The organism is Streptomyces sp. NPDC052064, from assembly GCF_055585925.1.
Genome location: NZ_JBVJJE010000001.1, coordinates 619,411 through 638,546 on the forward strand (window position 1 = coordinate 619,411; position 19,136 = coordinate 638,546).

At 69.9% G+C, this 19,136-nt stretch carries 19 protein-coding genes; 4 read left to right on the forward strand and 15 right to left on the reverse strand.

Annotation, left to right across the window (positions count from 1 at the left end; genetic code table 11):
- Positions 1 to 64: 64 nt before the first annotated feature.
- Both ACZ6TU_RS02845 and ACZ6TU_RS02850 read right to left on the reverse strand, forming a co-directional pair.
- Positions 65 to 874, reverse strand: coding sequence for an ABC transporter permease (locus ACZ6TU_RS02845; RefSeq protein ID WP_467672019.1), 810 nt, complete (start codon positions 872 to 874; stop codon positions 65 to 67).
- Positions 871 to 1,875: an ATP-binding cassette domain-containing protein gene (locus ACZ6TU_RS02850; RefSeq protein WP_467672021.1), complete on the reverse strand. Its 1,005-nt coding sequence runs from the start codon at positions 1,873 to 1,875 to the stop codon at positions 871 to 873. Before ACZ6TU_RS02850 ends, ACZ6TU_RS02845 begins: the two co-directional genes overlap by 4 nt.
- A 172-nt stretch (positions 1,876 to 2,047) precedes the next feature.
- Here ACZ6TU_RS02850 and coaA point away from each other — a divergent pair, with 172 nt between their 5' ends.
- A complete protein-coding gene (gene coaA / locus ACZ6TU_RS02855) occupies positions 2,048 to 3,037 on the forward strand; it encodes a type I pantothenate kinase (protein WP_467672023.1) in 990 nt (329 codons plus the stop codon).
- Positions 3,038 to 3,071: 34 nt separating this feature from the next.
- Positions 3,072 to 4,010, forward strand: a complete 939-nt coding sequence (locus ACZ6TU_RS02860; RefSeq protein ID WP_467672024.1) for a DUF389 domain-containing protein — start codon at positions 3,072 to 3,074, stop codon at positions 4,008 to 4,010.
- A gap of 86 nt (positions 4,011 to 4,096) precedes the next feature.
- Here ACZ6TU_RS02860 and glmM read toward each other — a convergent pair whose 3' ends face one another.
- The 4 genes from glmM to ACZ6TU_RS02880 all read right to left on the reverse strand — a co-directional run bounded on the left by glmM (position 4,097) and on the right by ACZ6TU_RS02880 (position 7,134).
- A complete protein-coding gene (gene glmM, locus ACZ6TU_RS02865) occupies positions 4,097 to 5,455 on the reverse strand; it encodes a phosphoglucosamine mutase (protein ID WP_469546200.1) in 1,359 nt (452 codons plus the stop codon).
- 154 nt (positions 5,456 to 5,609) lie between these two features.
- Positions 5,610 to 6,122, reverse strand: a complete 513-nt coding sequence (gene rpsI / locus ACZ6TU_RS02870; RefSeq protein WP_010036632.1) for a 30S ribosomal protein S9 — start codon at positions 6,120 to 6,122, stop codon at positions 5,610 to 5,612.
- Between the two features lie 42 nt (positions 6,123 to 6,164).
- On the reverse strand, positions 6,165 to 6,608 hold the full coding sequence (rplM, locus tag ACZ6TU_RS02875) for a 50S ribosomal protein L13 (RefSeq protein ID WP_010036634.1): 444 nt from the start codon (positions 6,606 to 6,608) through the stop codon (positions 6,165 to 6,167).
- A gap of 214 nt (positions 6,609 to 6,822) precedes the next feature.
- Positions 6,823 to 7,134, reverse strand: a complete 312-nt coding sequence (locus tag ACZ6TU_RS02880) for a hypothetical protein (protein WP_467672028.1) — start codon at positions 7,132 to 7,134, stop codon at positions 6,823 to 6,825.
- Positions 7,135 to 7,208: 74 nt separating this feature from the next.
- Between ACZ6TU_RS02880 and ACZ6TU_RS02885 the strand changes: the two genes are divergently transcribed.
- A complete protein-coding gene (locus ACZ6TU_RS02885; protein ID WP_467672030.1) occupies positions 7,209 to 8,081 on the forward strand; it encodes a hypothetical protein in 873 nt (290 codons plus the stop codon).
- A 22-nt stretch (positions 8,082 to 8,103) separates the two neighbouring features.
- Here ACZ6TU_RS02885 and ACZ6TU_RS02890 read toward each other — a convergent pair whose 3' ends face one another.
- The 5 genes from ACZ6TU_RS02890 to ACZ6TU_RS02910 form a co-directional block, all read right to left on the reverse strand.
- A complete protein-coding gene (locus ACZ6TU_RS02890; protein ID WP_467672032.1) occupies positions 8,104 to 9,189 on the reverse strand; it encodes an NlpC/P60 family protein in 1,086 nt (361 codons plus the stop codon).
- 39 nt (positions 9,190 to 9,228) lie between these two features.
- Entirely contained in the window at positions 9,229 to 9,711 is a 483-nt protein-coding gene (locus ACZ6TU_RS02895) for a poly-gamma-glutamate biosynthesis protein PgsC/CapC (RefSeq protein WP_020276280.1), read from the reverse strand.
- Between the two features lie 87 nt (positions 9,712 to 9,798).
- Positions 9,799 to 11,286, reverse strand: a complete 1,488-nt coding sequence (gene pgsB, locus ACZ6TU_RS02900) for a poly-gamma-glutamate synthase PgsB (RefSeq protein WP_467672034.1) — start codon at positions 11,284 to 11,286, stop codon at positions 9,799 to 9,801.
- Positions 11,287 to 11,293: 7 nt separating this feature from the next.
- Positions 11,294 to 13,540, reverse strand: coding sequence for a HAMP domain-containing protein (locus ACZ6TU_RS02905; RefSeq protein ID WP_469546583.1), 2,247 nt, complete (start codon positions 13,538 to 13,540; stop codon positions 11,294 to 11,296).
- 199 nt (positions 13,541 to 13,739) lie between these two features.
- Complete coding sequence (locus tag ACZ6TU_RS02910; protein WP_469546208.1) at positions 13,740 to 14,882, reverse strand: CapA family protein; 1,143 nt, start codon at positions 14,880 to 14,882, stop codon at positions 13,740 to 13,742.
- Positions 14,883 to 15,112: 230 nt separating this feature from the next.
- Here ACZ6TU_RS02910 and ACZ6TU_RS02915 point away from each other — a divergent pair, with 230 nt between their 5' ends.
- Positions 15,113 to 15,928, forward strand: coding sequence for a hypothetical protein (locus ACZ6TU_RS02915; protein WP_469546211.1), 816 nt, complete (start codon positions 15,113 to 15,115; stop codon positions 15,926 to 15,928).
- Positions 15,929 to 15,945: 17 nt separating this feature from the next.
- Here ACZ6TU_RS02915 and truA read toward each other — a convergent pair whose 3' ends face one another.
- The 4 genes from truA to rpsK form a co-directional block, all read right to left on the reverse strand.
- Positions 15,946 to 16,800 carry a tRNA pseudouridine(38-40) synthase TruA gene (truA, locus tag ACZ6TU_RS02920; RefSeq protein WP_467672040.1) on the reverse strand — a complete coding sequence of 285 codons (855 nt, stop codon included), beginning with the start codon at positions 16,798 to 16,800 and terminating at the stop codon, positions 15,946 to 15,948.
- Between the two features lie 139 nt (positions 16,801 to 16,939).
- Positions 16,940 to 17,425 carry a 50S ribosomal protein L17 gene (gene rplQ / locus ACZ6TU_RS02925; protein WP_467672042.1) on the reverse strand — a complete coding sequence of 162 codons (486 nt, stop codon included), beginning with the start codon at positions 17,423 to 17,425 and terminating at the stop codon, positions 16,940 to 16,942.
- A 117-nt stretch (positions 17,426 to 17,542) separates the two neighbouring features.
- On the reverse strand, positions 17,543 to 18,565 hold the full coding sequence (locus tag ACZ6TU_RS02930; protein ID WP_003966937.1) for a DNA-directed RNA polymerase subunit alpha: 1,023 nt from the start codon (positions 18,563 to 18,565) through the stop codon (positions 17,543 to 17,545).
- A 159-nt stretch (positions 18,566 to 18,724) separates the two neighbouring features.
- Complete coding sequence (gene rpsK / locus ACZ6TU_RS02935) at positions 18,725 to 19,129, reverse strand: 30S ribosomal protein S11 (RefSeq protein ID WP_003956432.1); 405 nt, start codon at positions 19,127 to 19,129, stop codon at positions 18,725 to 18,727.
- Positions 19,130 to 19,136 lie beyond the last annotated feature (7 nt).

Genomic DNA, 19,136 nt, shown 5'->3' on the forward strand with positions numbered 1-19,136 from the left:
ACCGGCCGCAGCGTGCCCGGAATCGGAAATTCCCACCGGGGTACGAAGACCTGACCCCTCGCTCTCACACCTTCGCCCGATAAGCCCTCATCGCCAACGGATAGAACACCAGCGCGATCCCCGCCGCCCACACCAGCGACCACAACACCGGCTCCGCCACCGCCCCGCCGAGCAGCAACCCGCGGAAGGCGTCGGACAGATGCGTGACCGGGTTGACGTCGCTCCACGCCTGGAGCCAGCCCGGCATGGTGTCGACGACGACGAAGGCGCTGCTGGTGAAGGTGATCGGGAAGATGAGGGTGAAGGCGAACGCCTGCACCTTCTCCGCGTCACCGGCCAGCATCCCGATCAGCACCGCGCTCCACGACACGGCCGCGGCGAACACCACCACCAGCAGCGTGCCGAGCAGGAACCCGCCCAACCCGCCGGTGATGCGGAAGCCGAGGGCCAGTCCGAGGCCGATCATCAGCAGCAGCGCCCACACGTGCTTCGCGAGGTCGGCGGTGATCCGCCCGATCAGCGGGGCGGAGCGTGCGATGGGCAGGCTGCGCAGCCGGTCGAAGACACCCTTGGTGAGGTCGGTGTTGAGCGCCATCGCCGTGTACATCGTCATGAACAGGGTGTTCTGCACGATGATCCCCGGCAGCGCGTACTTCAGGTACGCGTCGGGCGATCCGGCCATCTGCCCGCCCAGCACGTAGGTGAACAGGAACACGAACATGATCGGCGTGATGCTGTAGTCGACCAGTTCGAGCGGGTTGTGCTTGACGGCGACCAGGCTCCGCCAGGCCATCGTGAAGGTCTGCCGCACCCCGGCGAGGGGCGGTACGCGGCCCGACGTGGTGACCGGCGCGGTGATGGTGGTGGCGGTCATGACCGGACCGCCTCCTCCAGCTCGTCGTCCTCCCGGACGGCCGCGCCGCCGTCCTGCCCGGGCTCGCCCGGTTCGGCGCGGTGGCCGGTCAGGGCGAGGAAGACCTCGTCGAGCGAGGAGCGGCGCAGGGCCAGCTCGCCCACCGCGATCCCCTCCCGGTCCAGCGCGCGCACGACGGCCGGCATCAGCTCGGGGTCCTTCACCGGCGCGGTGACCATCTCGCCCTCGATCCGGGCCTCCGGGCCGGCGGCCCCGGCCACCAGGGCGTGTGCCCGCGCGAGGTCCTGCCCGAGGATCGGCCGGAGCTCCAGCACCTGGCCGCCGACCTGGGCCTTCAGCCGGTCCGGCGTGCCCTCGGCGATCACCCGGCCCTTGTCGATCACCACGATGTCGTCGGCGAGCACATCGGCCTCGTTCAGATACTGCGTGGTCAGCAGAGCGGTCGCACCGTCCGCGACCAGGCCGCGCAGCAGGTCCCACAGCTCACCACGGCTGTGCGGGTCGAGGCCCGTGGTCGGCTCGTCGAGGAAGAGGATGCGAGGCCGCCCCACCAGGCTGGCCGCGAGGTCCAGGCGCCGGCGCATGCCGCCCGAGAAGGTCTTCGCGGCCCGGCCGGCCGCGTGCGTCAGCTGAAAACGCTCCAGCAGCTCCCCCGCCCGCGCCTTCGCCTCCCGCCTCGGCAGACCCAGCAGGCGGCCGATGAGCAGCAGGTTCTCCGTGCCGGTCAGGTTCTCGTCGACCGCCGCGTACTGCCCGGTCAGCCCGACCATGGACCGCACGACCCCGGCCTCCCGGACCACGTCGTGACCGGCCACCCGAGCCCTGCCCGCGTCCGGGCGCAGCAGCGTCGCGAAGATCCGCACCGCGGTCGTCTTCCCCGCACCGTTGGGGCCCAGCAGCCCGAGCACCGTGCCCTTGCGGGCCGCCAGATCGACACCGGCCAGCGCCTCGGTCTCCTTGAACCGTTTGACCAGGCCTTCCGCCTCTATCGCATACGTCATGGGTCACCCCTCGGCGTTCCTGGACCCAGGCCTGGGCCCACCTCTCCCACAACTGTGACGCACGCCACTGACATTCCTCCCCTTGGTCGGTTTTCTCCCGAATGGAGACAGTCGCCGGCCCGCGTGACGGATCCCACCTCACGGTCCGTTCGTACGCCCGTAACAATGGACTGTGATCTCTCCGGTCTCCTCGATACCCCGGAGCGCCCACCGGCAGCGGCCGGAGGCGACTCCCTACGTCGACCTCACCCGAGCCGAGTGGAGCGCGTTGCGTGACAAGACGCCGCTGCCGCTGACGGCCGAGGAGGTCGAGAAGCTGCGCGGTCTCGGTGATGTCATCGACCTCGACGAGGTGCGGGACATCTACCTCCCGCTGTCCAGACTCCTCAATCTCTACGTCGGTGCCACGGACGGCCTCAGAGGCGCGCTCAACACCTTCCTGGGCGAGCAGGGCTCCCAGTCCGGCACCCCGTTCGTCATAGGGGTCGCCGGCTCGGTCGCCGTGGGCAAGTCGACGGTCGCCCGGCTCCTCCAGGCCCTGCTCTCACGCTGGCCGGAGCACCCGCGCGTCGAACTGGTCACCACGGACGGCTTCCTGCTGCCCACCAAGGAGCTCCAGGACCGCGGCCTGATGTCGCGGAAGGGATTCCCCGAGTCCTACGACCGCCGCGCGCTGACCCGCTTCGTCGCCGACATCAAGGCCGGCAAGGACGAGGTCACGGCCCCCGTCTACTCCCACCTGATCTACGACATCGTCCCCGACAAGAAGCTCACGGTCCGCCGCCCCGACATCCTGATCGTCGAGGGCCTGAACGTCCTCCAGCCCGCCCTCCCCGGCAAGGACGGCCGTACCCGGGTCGGCCTCGCCGACTACTTCGACTTCAGCGTCTACGTCGACGCCCGCGTCGAGGACATCGAGCACTGGTACCTCAACCGCTTCCGCAAGCTGCGCGCGACCGCGTTCCAGAACCCGTCCTCGTACTTCCGCAAGTACACCCAGGTCTCGGAGGAGGAGGCCCTCGACTACGCCCGGACGATGTGGCGCACGATCAACCAGCCCAACCTGGTCGAGAACATCGCCCCCACCCGTGGCCGCGCCGCCCTCGTCCTGCGCAAGGGCCCGGACCACAAGGTGCAGCGGCTCAGCCTGCGCAAGCTGTGACGCACCACGGGGAAAGGCCGGTTAGATAGTCGTCATGCTCCACCTGCGCCTGATCACGCCGTCCGAGAAGACCGACGACGTGGTGCGGCTGATCGAGAAGACGGTCGGCACCGCCCACCTCGTCGTGCTGCCGGACACCGCCCGCGACCCCGCCGGGGACGTCGTGATGTGCGACGTCGCACGCGAGGCGGGCGACGAACTGCTCACCGGCCTGCGGGAGCTCGGCATCGACACCAGCGGTTCCATCGCCGTAGAGGCCATCGACCTGTCGCTGTCCGAGCGGGCCGACCAGGCCGCGGCCGACGCACCCGGCGAGGGCGCGGACGCGGTTCTGTGGGAGCACCTCAGCGACGCGACGCACGAGGAGTCGACCCTCTCCGTCACGTACCTCGCGTTCATCACCCTCGCCACGATGATCGCGGCCTGCGGCGTCGTCCTGGACAACGCGATCCTGATCGTGGGCGCCATGGCGGTGGGCCCGGAGTTCGGCCCTCTCGCCGGCCTCTGCACCGCGATCGTCCGCCGCAGAGCACGTCTGGCCCTGCGCTCGCTGATCGCCCTCCTGGTGGGCTTCGCGGTGGCGATGGCGGTGACGGTCGGCTTCAGCCTCTTCATGGACGCGGTCGACCTGTTCAGCGAACGACAGCTCAGGGCGGACCGCCCCAACACGGGCTTCATCTACGCCCCCGACCGGTTCTCCTTCGTCGTGGCGGTCCTGGCCGGCATCGCCGGCACGCTCTCCCTGACCTCCGCCAAGTCGGGCGCCCTGGTGGGCGTGGCCATCTCGGTGACCACGGTCCCGGCCGCGGCGAACGCCGCCGTGGCCCTGAGCTACGGCAACACGAAACAGACCTGGGGCTCCACGGAACAACTCCTGCTGAACCTGCTGGGCATCATCGTCGCCGGCACGCTGACCCTGCTGGCCCAGAAATGGCTCTGGTCCACGCAACGCCGGCAGGACAGCGGGCTTTGAGGGGCGCGGGGAACTGCGCGACAAGCCACAACGAACGGCCGGCCCGCGAGCTACCGCAGCCCCCACCTGCTACCCGCAAAGGCCAACTACCCCAGCGCTGACTTCACCGCATCGGCAAGCCGCCCCGCAACAGACCGAGCCTGCTCGATATCAGCCGCCTCCACCATCACCCGCACCAACGGCTCGGTCCCCGAGGACCGCAGCAGCACCCGCCCGGTCGCCCCCAGCTCCCGCTCCGCATCGGCAACCGCCGTGGACAGCTCGGCCGACGTCGCCACCCGGGACTTGTCGACATCCGGCACATTGATCAGCACCTGCGGCAGCCGCTGCATCACAGACGCCAGCTCCCGCAACGGACGCCCGCTCTGCGCGACCCGCGCCGCCAGCAGCAGACCGGTCAGCGTGCCGTCGCCCGTCGTCGCATGGTCGAGAATGATCACGTGCCCGGACTGCTCGCCCCCGAGCGCGAACCCGTGCTCCTTCATCTCCTCCAGCACGTACCGGTCACCCACGGCGGTCTGCACGAGCCGGATGCCCTCACGCTCCATGGCGAGCTTGAAGCCCAGGTTGGACATCACCGTCGCCACGACCGTCTCGGCCCGCAGCGTGGCGGCCTCCCGCATGGCCAGGGCGAGCACGGCCAGGATCTGGTCGCCGTCCACCTCCTCGCCGGTGTGGTCCACGGCGAGGCACCGGTCGGCGTCACCGTCGTGCGCGATGCCCAGGTCGGCCCCGTGCTCGACGACAGCGGCCTTGATCTTGTCCAGGTGCGTGGATCCGCACCCGTCGTTGATGTTGAGCCCGTCCGGCTCGGCCCCGATCGTGACGACCTCGGCACCGGCCCGCTGGAACACCTCGGGCGAGACCCGGGAGGCGGCGCCGTGCGCCTCGTCGAGGACGACCTTCAGCCCGTCGAGCCGGTTCGGCAGGACACGCAGCAGATGCTCGACGTACCGGTCGGCGCCCTCCTCGGAGTCGCGCACACGGCCCACTCCGGCCCCGGTCGGCCGGTCCCACGGGGCGCCGGTGCGGTGCTCCTCGTAGACGGACTCGATCCGGTCCTCCAGCTCGTCGGCGAGCTTGTGCCCGCCACGGGCGAAGAACTTGATGCCGTTGTCGGGCATGGCGTTGTGACTCGCGGAGAGCATCACACCGAGGTCGGCGCCGAGCTCTCCGGTCAGGTACGCCACCGCCGGCGTCGGCAGCACGCCGACCCGCAGGACGTCCACGCCGGCGCTGGCGAGGCCCGCGACCACGGCGGCCTCCAGGAACTCCCCGGACGCGCGCGGGTCACGCCCGACCACCGCGGTCGGCCGGTGCCCCTCGAACGTGCCCGCCTCGGCCAGTACGTGCGCCGCGGCTACGGAGAGGCCGAGGGCCATCTCCGCCGTCAGGTCCGCGTTGGCGACACCGCGCACGCCGTCCGTGCCGAAGAGTCGTCCCACTGTGGTGTCCTCCGAATTGCGAGAGAGTGCGGCTCCAGTACATCCCCCAAGACTGTCCGGCATCCGCAGGGGTTGTGTACGGGAACGCCCCGGCGGCACTGAACGTGCCGCCGGGGCGATCGTTGCGAAGACAGTCGCAAGGACAGCGACGCGATTAGCGCTTGCTGTACTGCGGGGCCTTGCGGGCCTTCTTCAGACCGGCCTTCTTGCGCTCGACCGCACGGTCGTCGCGGCGGAGGAAGCCGGCCTTCTTGAGCGCGCCGCGGTTGTTGTCGACGTCGGCCTCGTTCAGCGCGCGGGCGACACCGAGACGGAGCGCACCGGCCTGACCGGAGACACCGCCACCGGCGATGCGGGCGATGACGTCGTAACGGCCCTCGAGCTCGAGCACCTTGAAGGGCTCGTTGACTTCCTGCTGGTGCACCTTGTTCGGGAAGTAGTCCTCGAGGGTGCGCCCGTTGATCTTCCACTTGCCGGTGCCCGGGACGATCCGGACGCGGGCGATGGCGTTCTTGCGACGGCCCAGGCCGGCGGCCGGCTGGGGCTCGCCGAAGCGGGAGGCCATGGACTCCGAGGTGTACTCGCCCTCGACGGGGACCTCGGACTCGGTGGTGTAGCTGTCGATGTCAAGCTCTTCGAGCGGCTGCTCGGCAGTGGTCTCGGCCACGATTCTCCTCAGATTCTCTTCAGTCTTAGGGGGTGGCCGGACTTACTGCGCGACCTGGGTGATCTCGTACGGCTGCGGCTGCTGCGCGCCGTGCGGGTGCTGGTCACCCTTGTAGACCTTCAGCTTCGAGAGCATCTGACGGCCCAGAGTGTTCTTGGGGAGCATGCCCTTGACGGCCTTCTCGATGGCCTTCTCGGGGTTCTTGTCGAGCAGCTCGTCGTAACGGACGGAGCGCAGACCACCCGGGTAGCCGGAGTGGCGGTACGCCATCTTCTGGGTCCGCTTGTTGCCGGACAGGTGCACCTTGTCCGCGTTGATGATGATGACGAAGTCACCAGCGTCGACGTGGGGGGCGTAGATCGGCTTGTGCTTGCCCCGGAGGAGGGTCGCTGCGGTGGTGGCGAGACGACCCAGGACAACGTCCTGAGCGTCAATGACGTGCCACTGGCGCGTCACATCGCCGGGCTTGGGGCTGTACGTACGCACGGTTCGTAGCCTTCGCTTCGAGTGAATGGTCCTGAACAGGTCACCGAAACGATCACGACAGCCTTGACCGCACTGCGGTGACGCAAACCGCGTGCTGGTCGCTGGTCATCGGCCCGGTGGACCGGTGTAAGGGCCCGTCCCGTGAGAATGAGCAAGCCAATACACAACGAAAGAGCAGAATACCGGGGCTCACCACGAGGGTCAAAACGCGGGATCACCGCCGACGGCCGGCCACGGAGACGCACAGGCCGGCACACAGGGTAACGGCCCTCCTCAGCGTCCGTCGCCGCACCGGCCGCACGTACGGGAACACCGACGACAGCAGCACATCGACGACCACGGCGACGCACCACCGCGGCAGGGAGCCGCCACCGCGCGGACGACGCAGCGCCCGCAGCCCCCCGACCGCGACCGACGGCCACACCCCGACCGCGACCGACGGCCAGGACCACAGGCACACCAGCAGCACCCCGGCCGGCAGCAGTCGCCCCAACCACCCGCAGATGTCGCCTTTGCCCGTCCGCATAGGAGGAACGCTAGGGGTTCCAGGGCCCATCCATGCGGACCAGCACACCCCATGTCCCGTCTAAGATGCGCCCCATGAGCTTTGGGCAGGGGGGACCTCAGTCCCAGTGGGATCCCTGGAAACCGCAGTCGCAGCAGCCCTGGAACAGCGGGGGCGGCCAGTCTCCGGACTGGGCCGCGCTCGCCGAGGCGTCCGAGACCCGTAACAAACGACGTCGGCTGTTCCTGGTCGGCGGCGGCGCGCTCGCCACCGTCGCGATCGGCGCCGCGGTCGCGGTGGCCGTGGTCTCGGCCAACGGCGACAACCAGGCGAACAGCCCGACCTCCCAGGTGCCCTCGGCCGACATCCCGAGCGAGTCCGCCTCGGCCCCGTCGTTCGCCCCGACCAGCGCCCCGCCCCCGCTGGACCCGAAGGACTTCATCGCCAGCGCGAAGAAGGACAAGGCTCCGCTCAGCCCGGACACCCTCTTCCCCGGCACCCAGCTGACCATGGGCGAGACGACGTACAAGAAGGGCCCCACGGCCGACACCAAGAACTGCGCCTCGGCCTCGGGAGGCACGCTCCCGAAGATCCTCACCGCGAACGACTGCACACGCCTGATACGCGTCACCTACTCCGCGGACGGCATCGCGGTGACGGTCGGCGTGGCGGTCTTCGACACCGAGGCGCAGGCCGCCAAGACCAAGGGCCAGACCAACAAGAAGAGCTTCGTCAAGTCGCTCTCCGGCGGCGGCGTGAAGGGCTTCTGCGAGGCCGGGTTCTGCCGCACCACCAGCAACTCCTACGGCCGCTACGCCTACTTCACCAACGCCGGCTTCACCAGCGGCAAGGACGTGACGACGAAGGACACCGAGGTGTTCGCCACGGGCGACAACCTCCAGCTGTTCACGTTCCGGCAGATCCACCGCCGCGGCCAGGCCCAGGCGTCGGCCGCGGCCAACGGGTGACCGGCCGCCGCGGCGCGCCCGGTCACAGCCTCTTCGCGCTGCGCAGCGTCTTGGCGTAGTAGCCGTTGCCGTCCAGCCGGGACACTCCGCCGACATCGCCGATGGTCGGTCCGTTGACCTCCTCGCGGCTGGAGACGAAGAGCAGGTGGCCCTCGGTGTCGTAGCCGAGGACCATGCCGACGTGGTCCAGGCGCTGCTTCGTCCGGGTGTCGAGCTTGAAGAAGACGAGGTCCCCGGGCTGGAGCTGGTCGATGCCAGTGGGCCGGTCCTTGGGCGAGATCCCGGCGAGCGGCAGGATGTCGGCACCCTGCTTGGAGCGGGCCATGCCGTTGGCGGTGCGCGGCAGGCCGTCGCCCGACTCGTCCGAGGACATGAGCGGGAAGCGGCCGCGGTAGCCGAACACCATCCGCATGTAGCCCGAGCAGTCGATCGACCGGGCGCGCGCGGTCTCCGGCTGCCCGATCACGCCGTCCCGGAAGGGGTACTGGACGCCGAGGTAGTCGTAGAAGTCGGACTGCTCCAGGCGCAGGTCCCCGCCTTCCGCCCCGCCCGTGTTGAGGGGCCCGAAGTTGGCGTCACCGGCGTAGACGGTGCCCTGCTCGTCCTTCTTCTGCTTGGCGCCCGCTACGTATTGGAAGGCGATGGCCAGGAGGTCGTCCTCCTTGCTGGACTCGTACTGGGCGTACCAGTCCTTGAACCACTTCTGCTGGTCCGCGCCCTTCTTCCAGGGCTCGGGCATGAGGCGGACCCAGTCCGTCGTGGAGACCTTGGAGCTCGTCGACGAGGGCTCGGCGAAGGTGCGGGCCGGTCCGGTCAGGGTCGCGGTGCGCGCCCCGTCGGTGAACACCGCCTTGACCTGGCCGTCGGACCCGCGCAGCACGGAGCGGGCGGGGTTCTCCAGCCGGGACCAGCTCTTCCCGCCCTTGTCGCGGGCCTTCGTCGCGCCGTCGGCCCGATCCGAGCCGTCCAGCACTCCGACGTTCGTGATCTCCGGGACGCCTTTGTCCTCCTGCTTGCGAAGCTCCACGGTGAGGTAGCCGGAGGTCGCGACGAGCCCCAGCACCACGAGGCCGGAGAGGACCGGCCTCGATTTCTTCTTCCCTGCCATGTGTTCTCTCCTGGGTTATCGGTCGCCGGGACGCCGGTCTCAGACGGTGGGCATGATGCCGAGCAGCAGTCCGGCGGCGACGACGATGTAGGCCATGAGCGAGACGGTGCCGGTCGCCAGCAGCGTCGCCCCCTTGGGCTGGCGGACCATCTGGTACGCGATCAGGCCGGGCACGATGAAGCCGAGGGTCTGGTTGCCGTACAGCAGCGGGAACTCGATCGAGAGCACGATCATCACGGTGGCCTGGAGCAGCACGCCCAGCAGGACCACCGCGGCGAACAGCCGCTTGCCGTAGAGGATCACCAGCCGCTGCATGACCTTGGTGCCCGCGTAGGTGAGGGCGGTGACGCCGACCACCATGGCCGCCCGCTGGAGGTCCTCGATGAGGGTCAGGGCGAGCCAGCCCGGCGTGATCATGCCGCCGGGCGACAGGTTGGTGGTCAGGTAGCACAGCAACGAGAAGAACAGGCCGATGGCGATGCCGAGGGCGGCCATCTCGGGGGTCAGGGCGGCGGTGGTCAACGGGGTCTCCGGGCACGGGGTACGGGTACGGGTTCGGTACGGGGCGATCGGCGGTCCTGCGGGCGGCGCTCACCCCGCCCGTGGACGTCAGGAACGGGGAGGGTGTCCTCCGTCGTCAGCCGGGACGTACCCGTAGGGCTCGTCGGCGTACTGCCATGTCTGCTGGGCCGGATCGGCGTACGGCCCGTGCTGGTAGGGAGCCGGGCCGGGGTGCCCGGCGTCGGCGTACGGGCCCGACGGCTGGGCGGGGATGCGGACCACCGGGATCTCCTGGGTCTGCGAGGCCTGGTAGCGCTCCTCGTAGGCCATGGGGTACGAGGCGTAGGGGTCCAGGCGGGCCGGCTGGGCCGGTGCGGCCGCAGCCGAGGGCCGGGCGGCGTCGTCGGGGGCGGACTCGTCCGCCGGGAGTTCGGCCAGGTACTCCAGCAGTTCCTCGCCCTGGCCGTGGATGTTGCCGATGGCGACCAGGGAGGAGTCGGCGGACAGGCGCTCCAGCAGGGCGGGCATGAACTCCTCGGCCGACCGCCGTTCGCCCCCGAGGTCGATCGCGCGGTCGCGCCACTCGGCGGGGATGGCGTCGATCGCGCTCTTGGCGGGGTGCCCGATGACGAAGACGTGGTCCGGCTGGAGGTCGGGGATGATCTCGCCCATCTGCCCGTTGCGCTCCACGCGGTCGGGCCGGCAGTTGATCACGACGTTCAGCGGCCGGTGGATGGCTCCGAGGTCGAGCAGCTGGTTGATGTTCATCAGCGTCGACTCGGGGTCGTTGGCCGCGAAGACGTTGGCGAAGGCGAGCCGCTTGCCCTCGGGCGTCGCGTAGCGCTCGACGGACAGCACGCCCGGGTCCGGCGGGGCGTCGTACATGCCCTGCAGGGCGACCTGCCGTTCCACGCCGAGCAGTTCGGCCACGACGAGGGCGATCGCGACGTTCTCCTTGAAGGTGAACCAGCTGAAGCCGCGCAGCTCCTCGTCGGTGACGGTCTCCGGGTCGGCGTAGATCAACTGGCAGTTACGGGCGTCGGCCTCCTCCTGGAGGATGTGGAAGCGTTCCTTCTCGGCGGTGACGCAGATGCCGTCCTCCGGCATGGAGCGGCACAGCGACCGCGCCACGTCGTCGAGGGTGGGTCCCATCTCGGCGAGGTGGTCCTCACGGACGTTGCACAGCACGCCGATCGTGGAGCGGATCAGCTTGCTCTGGTTCACCTCCTGCAGGGCCGGCATGACGGCCATGCACTCGATGACGAGGGCGTCGGGCCGGTACGTGGCGGCCCGGCGCACGATGCCGATCTGCTCCACCACGTTGGCGATGCCGAACTTGCGGTAGACCGGCTCCTCGGTGGCGTCCGGGTGGATGAACCGGGCCGCCGTACCCGTGGTCTTCGCCACGGTGACCAGGTCGCCGCCACGCAGCGCCCCGGCGCACAGCCGGGTGATGGAGGACTTGCCGCGGATGCCGTTCACGAGCACGCGCGACGGGATGCTGTGCAGGCTGGCGTAGTGCCGGCGCTGTTCCACGATGCCCGCCACCAGCAGCAGCACACTGCCGGTGAGCAGGACGAAGTACAGATAGAGCACGGCTGGGTCACCTTCCCCGAACGCCGGCTTCCGGCTCCGCGAGCCGGCGCGCCTGGGTCTGCTTACGGGCCTGGAGTTGCTGGCGCAGCAGTTCGAGGCTGCGCACGACGGCGCCGACCTCGTCCTGGTAGCGGGGGTACAGCACGGACTTGAGGTCGCCGTCGGCCAGCTTCTCCGCACTGGCCGCCAGGGCCCGCATCGGCCGCGCCACGACCAGGTACACCCAGCCGAGGCAGACGACGATCAGGGCCAGACCGAGCAGTCCGGCCAGGACGCTGCGGTCCTCGCGCTGGTACGGGGTGATCTGGAAGTCCTTGGCGTTCTGCCAGCTGACCACGGTCCAGCCGATGTCGGCCGCCACGCCACCGCCGGAGAACGGGGCGGCCGCGGCGACCGTGGTCCCGCGTCCTTCGCGGATCAGCAGGCCGTTCTCGACGGGACCGGCGCCGGCGTGGACACGGCCGGCCCGGACGAGGTCGGCGAGCGCGTCGCGCGGGAGTTCCTCGAAGGCCAGGAAGCCGTCGCTGGCGGCGATGGTCTCCGCCTTGGAGTCCACCACGCGGACCTCGCCGAGCCCGGGCCGCTTCAGCAACGAGCTGAGGAACTCGACCCGGACCTCGCCGACCAGGGTCATGTCCTTGTGGTCGGGCAGGGGCGCTCCGGCCTGGACGACCGGCTTCTTCCCGCCCTTGCCGGTCACCCGGACCAGCGGCAGGTCGTCCGCGTCGGCGAAACCGGCGTGCGGCTCCTTGCCCGCGCGGGCGACGACCTCGCCGTCCTCGTCGAGGAGGTACAGCGCCTGGTAACGGGTGTGCTCGCGCAGGGTTTCCTCGAGCAGAGCGCGGCCGGCGTCGGCGTCGTCCGGGTCGATCAGCCGGGACGTGGAGACCAGGTCCGCCTGCGCCTCGTTGAGCGCCCGGCGCACCCGGTCGGCGACCAGGTCGGTACGGTCACGCTGGTCCGCGACCATGCTGGCCGGGATGCTGACGGAGTCGTCGGTGCGGTTCAGCAGGAGGCCGACGGGCAGGCACCACAGCAACAGCAGTAGGGCGGTCAGCGCGAGCGGCCCGCGCACCCCGAAGCGCCCCTTGACGCGCTGGCGCCCGCCGGGATCACCGGCCTGGCCACCCAGCTGCGCGCGCAGCCTCTCCAGGGCGGAGCCGACGCGCGCGGCCTCACCCCAGCGGGGCACGTCCACCGGGCGCGTCAGGTCGCCCCGCGCCAGTCGGCGGGACTCGAGGAACAGCCGCAGCAACGGCCGCTGCACGCTCGCCCACAGCACGGCCGCGGCGAGCAGTCCGAGCACCACCAGGGCTCCGGCCGCCAGCAGTCCGTACAGCTCGCGGTCCGGACCGGCGGCCTGCTGCTGGACCACGGGCAGCAGGGCGACGACGGTGAGCCCCAGGCCCGCGCCGACGCTCTTCTTGTCCTCCGGGTCCGAGGAGGAGAGGGAGGCGTAACCGGCCGTGGCGACACGGCCGTTGTAGCTCCCGCCGACCAGGGTCCCGCTGACGCCGGGGTAGCCGCGGGAGCCCGGCTCCCTGGCACTGACCGGGTCCTGCTCGGTCTCCCGCGCCGCCTCGGCGGACAGCCCGCTCATCTGCTTCTGGAGGAAGGCCAGCTCCTGGCGCTCCTGGTCGGTGTTGAGCGCCTCGGACTGCTCGAAGCCTGCCGTGGCGAGGATCTCCCCGCCGGTGGCGACGACGGCCATGGAGCGGAACTGGCCCAGGTTGATGGCGGGCACGGACAGGCTGTTGGAGGCGAGCAGCAGCTGCTGCGGCCCGTCCTCGAAGTCCAGGACCGCCATGGTCATCAGGCGGACGTCGCCGGTCTCCAGCCGCACCATACGGGGCTTGAGGGCCGTGTCCCCGGTGAGGACGTCCTTGTCCAGCCAGCCGAGGGGAATCGTTTCACCCCTGGCGGCCAGCACCTTGCCGCTCTCCAGGTCCAGGACCGTGGTGCCCGTCCACTTCTGGTAGGTCTTGCCCAGGTCGGACAGGACGCGCTCGGGCTTGACCGGCGGCCCCGCGTTCAGCGCGGCGGCGGTGCGGTTCAGGTCGGTGACCCGCTCGTCGATCGAGGCACGCAGGGCGATGGCGCCATCTTCCGCGAAGTGCTGCTGCGAGGAGAGCACCGCCTGCGGTACGGCCGGCTCACCGGCCGGGCCGAGCACCTGGGCGGTCAGGCCCGCGAGGGCGAGCACCAGCACGCACAGCAGCGCGATCGGCGGACGGATGCCGCCCAGCAGCGGCATGTCCGCGCGTCTCCGGCTGCGCCGCCGTCCCCCCTTCACGGGGCGCACGGCGCGGGTGGGTGTCACCGGTGGTCTCCTCCGGCCTCTCTGGGTGAAGGACGGCCGCACAGAACACCGCTCCCGCGGGAGAGGCAACGGACCGCCGTTTACAAGACTGTTGGGGCGGGGCGAGGTTGTGTCGCTCGCCCCCGCTGTGGCGCTACTCACGCTCCAGCGTGAGTTCCTTCAGACCGTCGCCGCCCGGCGCCCCGCGGTTGTACAGGAAGCCGCGCGTGCGGTCGGCCGCCAGCCGGTAGCGGGCCAGCCGCTCCTCGGAGAGGTCGCCCGGGCTTTCGAGCGCCCGCCGCACGTCCACCAGCCGGTGGGCCTCGACCGCGTCGGCGGGCGGCTTCTCATCGGCCTCCACCTCGGGTGGGATGTCCACGAGCGTCGTGGCGTAGCGGGCGGAGACGTCCCAGCCGTCGGTCGTCTCGCGGAACTCGAACCAGCCGATCGCGCCCTCCTCCGTGACCCCGGTGGGCGAGGAGTGGCGGGCGACCTGGTTGCCCAGGCTGTAGGCGACCCAGGTGCCGTTCACCTTCTGGATCGGCTGCACGGCGTGGGAGTGGTGCCCGATCACCAGGTCGATCCCGGTCTCCTCGCTGAGCCGCTCCGCCAACCGCAGCTGGGCGACGCTCGGTTCGTTGTAGTGCTCGGCTCCCCAGTGAACCGAGAGGATGACCACCTCGGCGCCCTTCTCGCGGGCCCGGGCCTCGGCGTCCTTGATCGCGTCCGCGTCGAGCTCGTTGAACGCCCATTTCTCCTTCTCCGGCGTCGGGTGGCGGAACGACATCCAGGAGAACGAGAGGTGGGCGACCTTGACGCCCTTGACGTCACGGATGTTGATCCGTTCCGCTTCCTCGGGCGTGCGGGCGGAGCCGGTGTGCCCGAGGCCGGCCTTGTCCATGGCGTTCAGGGTGCGCCGTACAGCGCCCAGACCGTGGTCGTAGGTGTGGTTGGAGGCCGTCGAGCAGGTGTCGTAGCCCACACCCTTGAGCGTCGTCAGGATCTGGGGCGGGACGAGGAACTCCGGGTACCCCTCGAAGGGGCCCCGCGGATTTCCGACGGGCGTCTCCATGTGGCAGATGGCCAGATCGGCCTTGCTGATGACCGGCTTGACCCCGGCGAGCAGCGGCCCGAAGTCCAGCCCGGCCTCTCCCTCGCCGGTCTTCTTGGCATCCTTGGCAGCCTGGTCGACCAGCTCGGGGTGGATCAGCACGTCACCGGCGGCGGCGACGGTGAACGAGCGCCCGCCCGGCTTCACCTGCGGTGTGGAGGCCGCGGCGGTGCACGCGGTCGTCACGGCAACGGTGGCCGCGAAAGCGGTTGCTGCCCGAGCGATCCGGAGAGGATTACGAAGTGTCACCGCATCATATTCACATGGAGCACACAACCACCACGGAAGTTACCATCACAAGACAGTCACATTTGGCTCGTATTCTGGTCCAAATCGGACTTGTCCTCGCCTTGTTCGGCTGTCAATCGGCCCCGGACCGGTCAACGGACGACTCCACTCCGCACGCCCGGGAGTTGGTGGACCTCCGCAGCAGGATCCTCACCTACACGGCCGACTTGGAGCCCGACGCCGCGTACTCCCCACCGGACGACACGCAGCGCGAGCGCGTCACCGAGAGCGTCGGCCACCTCCTGGACGGCGACGCCACGAAAGCCGAACGACTGCTCGCCCCCCTCGGCCTCAAGCTCACCCGCCTCACCGACACCGAGTCCGGCCGCCGGTACGACGAGATCGCCGCCGCCCGCCCGGGCCGGACCGAACGCTGGGGGCGCCTCTACCTGACCGCCGACTCCGACGTCCGCTGGAACGCTCAGGTACCGCACCCGGTCTCCGACCGGGACACCGAACGCCTCGGCGTGCGGCTCCTGGAGGACAACCCCGGCGGCTCGCTGGTCCTCGCCGGCGCGCACCGCGAGGCGGGCCGGGGCGACGCCGCCGACGTCGCCCACAGGGCGGACAGCGTCTTCCACGCCATCGTCGTGGAGCTCCAGAAACGCGACGTCCCGGGCGTACAACTGCACGGCTTCGCCAAGGACTCGGACCGCCCGTACGAGGCGGTCCTGTCCACCGGAGCCGCGCGGAGCACCCTCACCGAGGCCGCCGCCCTGGCCGACGCCATGCAGGCCGACGGGCTGCGGGTCTGCCGGAGCTGGTCGGCCCGCTGCCCCCTGGAAGGCACCACGAACGTCCAGGGCAAGGCCGCTGAGCGCCACCACGCCAAGTTCCTCCACGTGGAGCTCTCCCCCAAGGCCCGTGGCGACGGCAGCGACGCCGCCGCCGCCGCCACGGCCCTCTCGGGCCTGCTCACCACCTGGAACTCCGCCCACCGGTGACGAACAGCGGAAGCCGGTCAGCAGCACCCCGCCGACGGCAACGACCGCTTGTTCCGCGCCTCCTTGCTGCGCGCGGCGAGCAGTTCGTCGGCCGGGTAGCCGACCTCCTCCAGCGTCAGCCCGTGCGGCCGTACGACGTGCACGGCCGAGTCCCGTACGCCGGCCGCCAGCACCTTCGCGGGCCAGTCCGGCGGCCGGTGCCCGTCGCCCACGAACAGCAGCGCCCCGATCAGCGACCGCACCATGTTGTGGCAGAAGGCGTCGGCCCGCACGGTCGCGGTGATGATCCCGTCGTCGCCCTTCACGAGACTCAGCTCCTGGAGCGTGCGGATCGTCGTCGCGCCCTCCCGCTTCTTGCAGTACGCGGCGAAGTCGTGCTCCCCGAGCAGCCGCCGCGCGGCCTCGTTCATGGCGTCGACGTCCAGGGGCCAGTCATGCCAGAGCACATGGTTGCGCAGCAGCGGATCGACGCCCCCGGGGTTGTCGGTGACCCGGTACGCGTACCGCCTCCAGATCGCCGAGAACCGCGCGTTGAAGCCACTGGGCGCCTCCCTGAGGGCCCAGACCCGTACGTCCCTGGGCAGCCGCCCGGCAAGCCGCTTCAGCAGCTTCTGGTGGTGCTCGGCCCAGACCTCACGCGGCAGATCGACATGCGCCACCTGCCCCCGGGCATGCACCCCGGCATCGGTACGTCCCGCCACGGTCAGCTCGTACGTCTCCCCCGACCGCGTCACGGTCCGCAGAGCGTCCTCGATCTCCCCCTGCACGGTCCGCCGCCCCCCGGCCTGCTTGGCCCACCCGGAGAACTCGCTCCCGTCGTACGACAGATCGAGCCGCACACGAACGTAACCGGCTGCTGCTTCATCACTCACGTACAGATCCTCTCAGCAACAAAAAGCGGGCCCGTTCCCAAAAAGGAACGGACCCGCCAACGCCCTCAAAGGGGCGCGGGGAACTGCGCGACAAGCCACAACGAATCCGCAGCCGCCAACGAACAGTCCCGGCGGACGCTTAGGCGTCCTTGGACTCCTCGGCGTCCTCGGCCTTGGTCGTGTCGACCTGAGCCTCGGCAGCCTCGGCGTCCTTGGCGGCACGCTTCGTCGCGGCCTCGGCCTCGCCGGTCGCCTCCTGCGCCACCGTCAGCCCCTCGACCAGCTCGATGACAGCCATGGGCGCGTTGTCGCCACGGCGGTTACCGATCTTGGTGATACGGGTGTAGCCACCCGGACGGTTCTCGTAGCGCGGGCCGATCTCGGTGAAGAGCGTGTGCACGATGCTCTTGTCCGTGATGACCTGGAGCACCTGACGGCGGTTGTGAAGGTCGCCCTTCTTCGCCTTGGTGACCAGGCGCTCGGCGTACGGGCGCAGCTTGCGCGCCTTCGCCTCGGTGGTGGTGATGCGACCGTGCTCGAACAGCGCCTTCGCGAGGTTCGCGAGGAGGAGCTTCTCGTGCGCGGCGCTGCCGCCCATACGGGCACCCTTGGTGGGCTTCGGCATGGTGTTTCTCCTAGGTGTCTGCCCCGGCCGTATCAGGTACCGGAGTCAGTATCCGAGCAGGCGGGTTTGCCTGTCGGAGATCCGGGGTCCGCTGACGCGAACCCCGGAAGCAGAGACTCAGTACTGCTCGGTCTCCACGAAGCCCGCGTCCGCGTCGTCGTCCGCGCCGAAGGCGTCGGCCGCAGCGGTCGGGTCGAATCCGGGCGGGCTGTCCTTGAGCGCGAGGCCCATGCCGGCCAGCTTCGCCTTGACCTCGTCGATCGACTTCGCACCGAAGTTGCGAATGTCGAGGAGGTCGGCCTCGGAGCGGGCGACGAGCTCACCCACGGAGTGGATGCCCTCACGCTTGAGGCAGTTGTAGGAGCGGACCGTGAGCTCCAGCTCCTCGATCGGCAGCGCCAGGTCCGCGGCGAGCGCGGCGTCCGTCGGGGACGGACCCATGTCGATGCCCTCGGCGTCGATGTTGAGCTCGCGGGCCAGACCGAACAGCTCGACCAGGGTCTTACCGGCCGACGCCATGGCGTCACGGGGACGCATGGCCTGCTTGGTCTCGACGTCGACGATCAGCTTGTCGAAGTCGGTCCGCTGCTCGACACGCGTGGCCTCGACCTTGTACGTGACCTTGAGCACCGGCGAGTAGATCGAGTCGACCGGGATCCGGCCGATCTCCTGGCCGACCTGCTTGTTCTGCACGGCGGACACGTAGCCACGGCCACGCTCGACCGTCAGCTCCATCTCCAGCTTGCCCTTGCCGTTGAGCGTGGCGAGGACGAGGTCGGGGTTGTGCACCTCGACACCGGCCGGGGGCGCGATGTCGGCGGCGGTGACCAGACCCGGGCCCTGCTTGCGCAGGTACATCACGACCGGCTCGTCGTGCTCCGAGGAGACGACCAGTTGCTTGATGTTGAGGATCAGGTCGGTGACGTCCTCCTTGACGCCCGGCACGGTGGTGAACTCGTGCAGCACGCCGTCGATGCGGATGGACGTGACCGCCGCACCCGGGATCGAGGAGAGGAGGGTCCGGCGGAGGGAGTTGCCGAGGGTGTAACCGAAGCCCGGCTCCAGCGGCTCGATCACGAACCGGGAGCGGAATTCGTCGACGACCTCTTCGGTCAACGAGGGACGCTGAGCGATCAGCATGTGTGGATCAGATCCTTCAGTCGTGGGCGCCCGCTATTTGACGCCCGACTTGAACCGCCCCCGACAAAAAGAGGCGGGTACTGCAAGGGTACGGGCGATACGGCCCTTTTACGGAGCCGTACCGCCCGAAAACCTCAGTCTGCGCGAAGCAGCCTCGCGTCAGACGCGGCGGCGCTTCGGCGGACGGCAACCGTTGTGCGGGGTCGGGGTGACGTCCTGGATGGAGCCGACCTCGAGGCCCGTGGCCTGCAGGGAGCGGATCGCGGTCTCACGACCGGAACCCGGGCCCTTCACGAACACGTCGACCTTGCGCATGCCGTGCTCCTGGGCGCGGCGGGCAGCCGACTCGGCGGCCATCTGCGCGGCGAACGGCGTGGACTTCCGGGAGCCCTTGAAGCCGACGTGGCCGGCGGAGGCCCAGGAGATCACGTTGCCGGACGGGTCCGTGATCGAGACGATCGTGTTGTTGAACGTGCTCTTGATGTGCGCGTGGCCGTGAGCGACGTTCTTCTTTTCCTTGCGGCGCACCTTCTTGGCAGCGCCCTGACGACCCTTGGGGGGCATCTATAAC

Excerpts from the sequence above, each read along its gene's own strand:
- ACZ6TU_RS02845 (WP_467672019.1), bottom strand. The coding sequence starts at position 874 with ATGACCGCCACCACCATCACCGCGCCGGTCACCACGTCGGGCCGCGTA.
- ACZ6TU_RS02850 (WP_467672021.1), bottom strand. The coding sequence starts at position 1,875 with ATGACGTATGCGATAGAGGCGGAAGGCCTGGTCAAACGGTTCAAGGAG.
- ACZ6TU_RS02860 (WP_467672024.1), top strand. The coding sequence starts at position 3,072 with ATGCTCCACCTGCGCCTGATCACGCCGTCCGAGAAGACCGACGACGTG.
- ACZ6TU_RS02880 (WP_467672028.1), bottom strand. The coding sequence starts at position 7,134 with ATGCGGACGGGCAAAGGCGACATCTGCGGGTGGTTGGGGCGACTGCTG.
- ACZ6TU_RS02885 (WP_467672030.1), top strand. The coding sequence starts at position 7,209 with ATGAGCTTTGGGCAGGGGGGACCTCAGTCCCAGTGGGATCCCTGGAAA.
- ACZ6TU_RS02890 (WP_467672032.1), bottom strand. The coding sequence starts at position 9,189 with ATGGCAGGGAAGAAGAAATCGAGGCCGGTCCTCTCCGGCCTCGTGGTG.
- ACZ6TU_RS02905 (WP_469546583.1), bottom strand. The coding sequence starts at position 13,540 with ATGCCGCTGCTGGGCGGCATCCGTCCGCCGATCGCGCTGCTGTGCGTG.
- rplQ (WP_467672042.1), bottom strand. The coding sequence starts at position 17,425 with ATGCCGAAGCCCACCAAGGGTGCCCGTATGGGCGGCAGCGCCGCGCAC.
- ACZ6TU_RS02930 (WP_003966937.1), bottom strand. The coding sequence starts at position 18,565 with ATGCTGATCGCTCAGCGTCCCTCGTTGACCGAAGAGGTCGTCGACGAA.
- rpsK (WP_003956432.1), bottom strand. The coding sequence starts at position 19,129 with ATGCCCCCCAAGGGTCGTCAGGGCGCTGCCAAGAAGGTGCGCCGCAAG.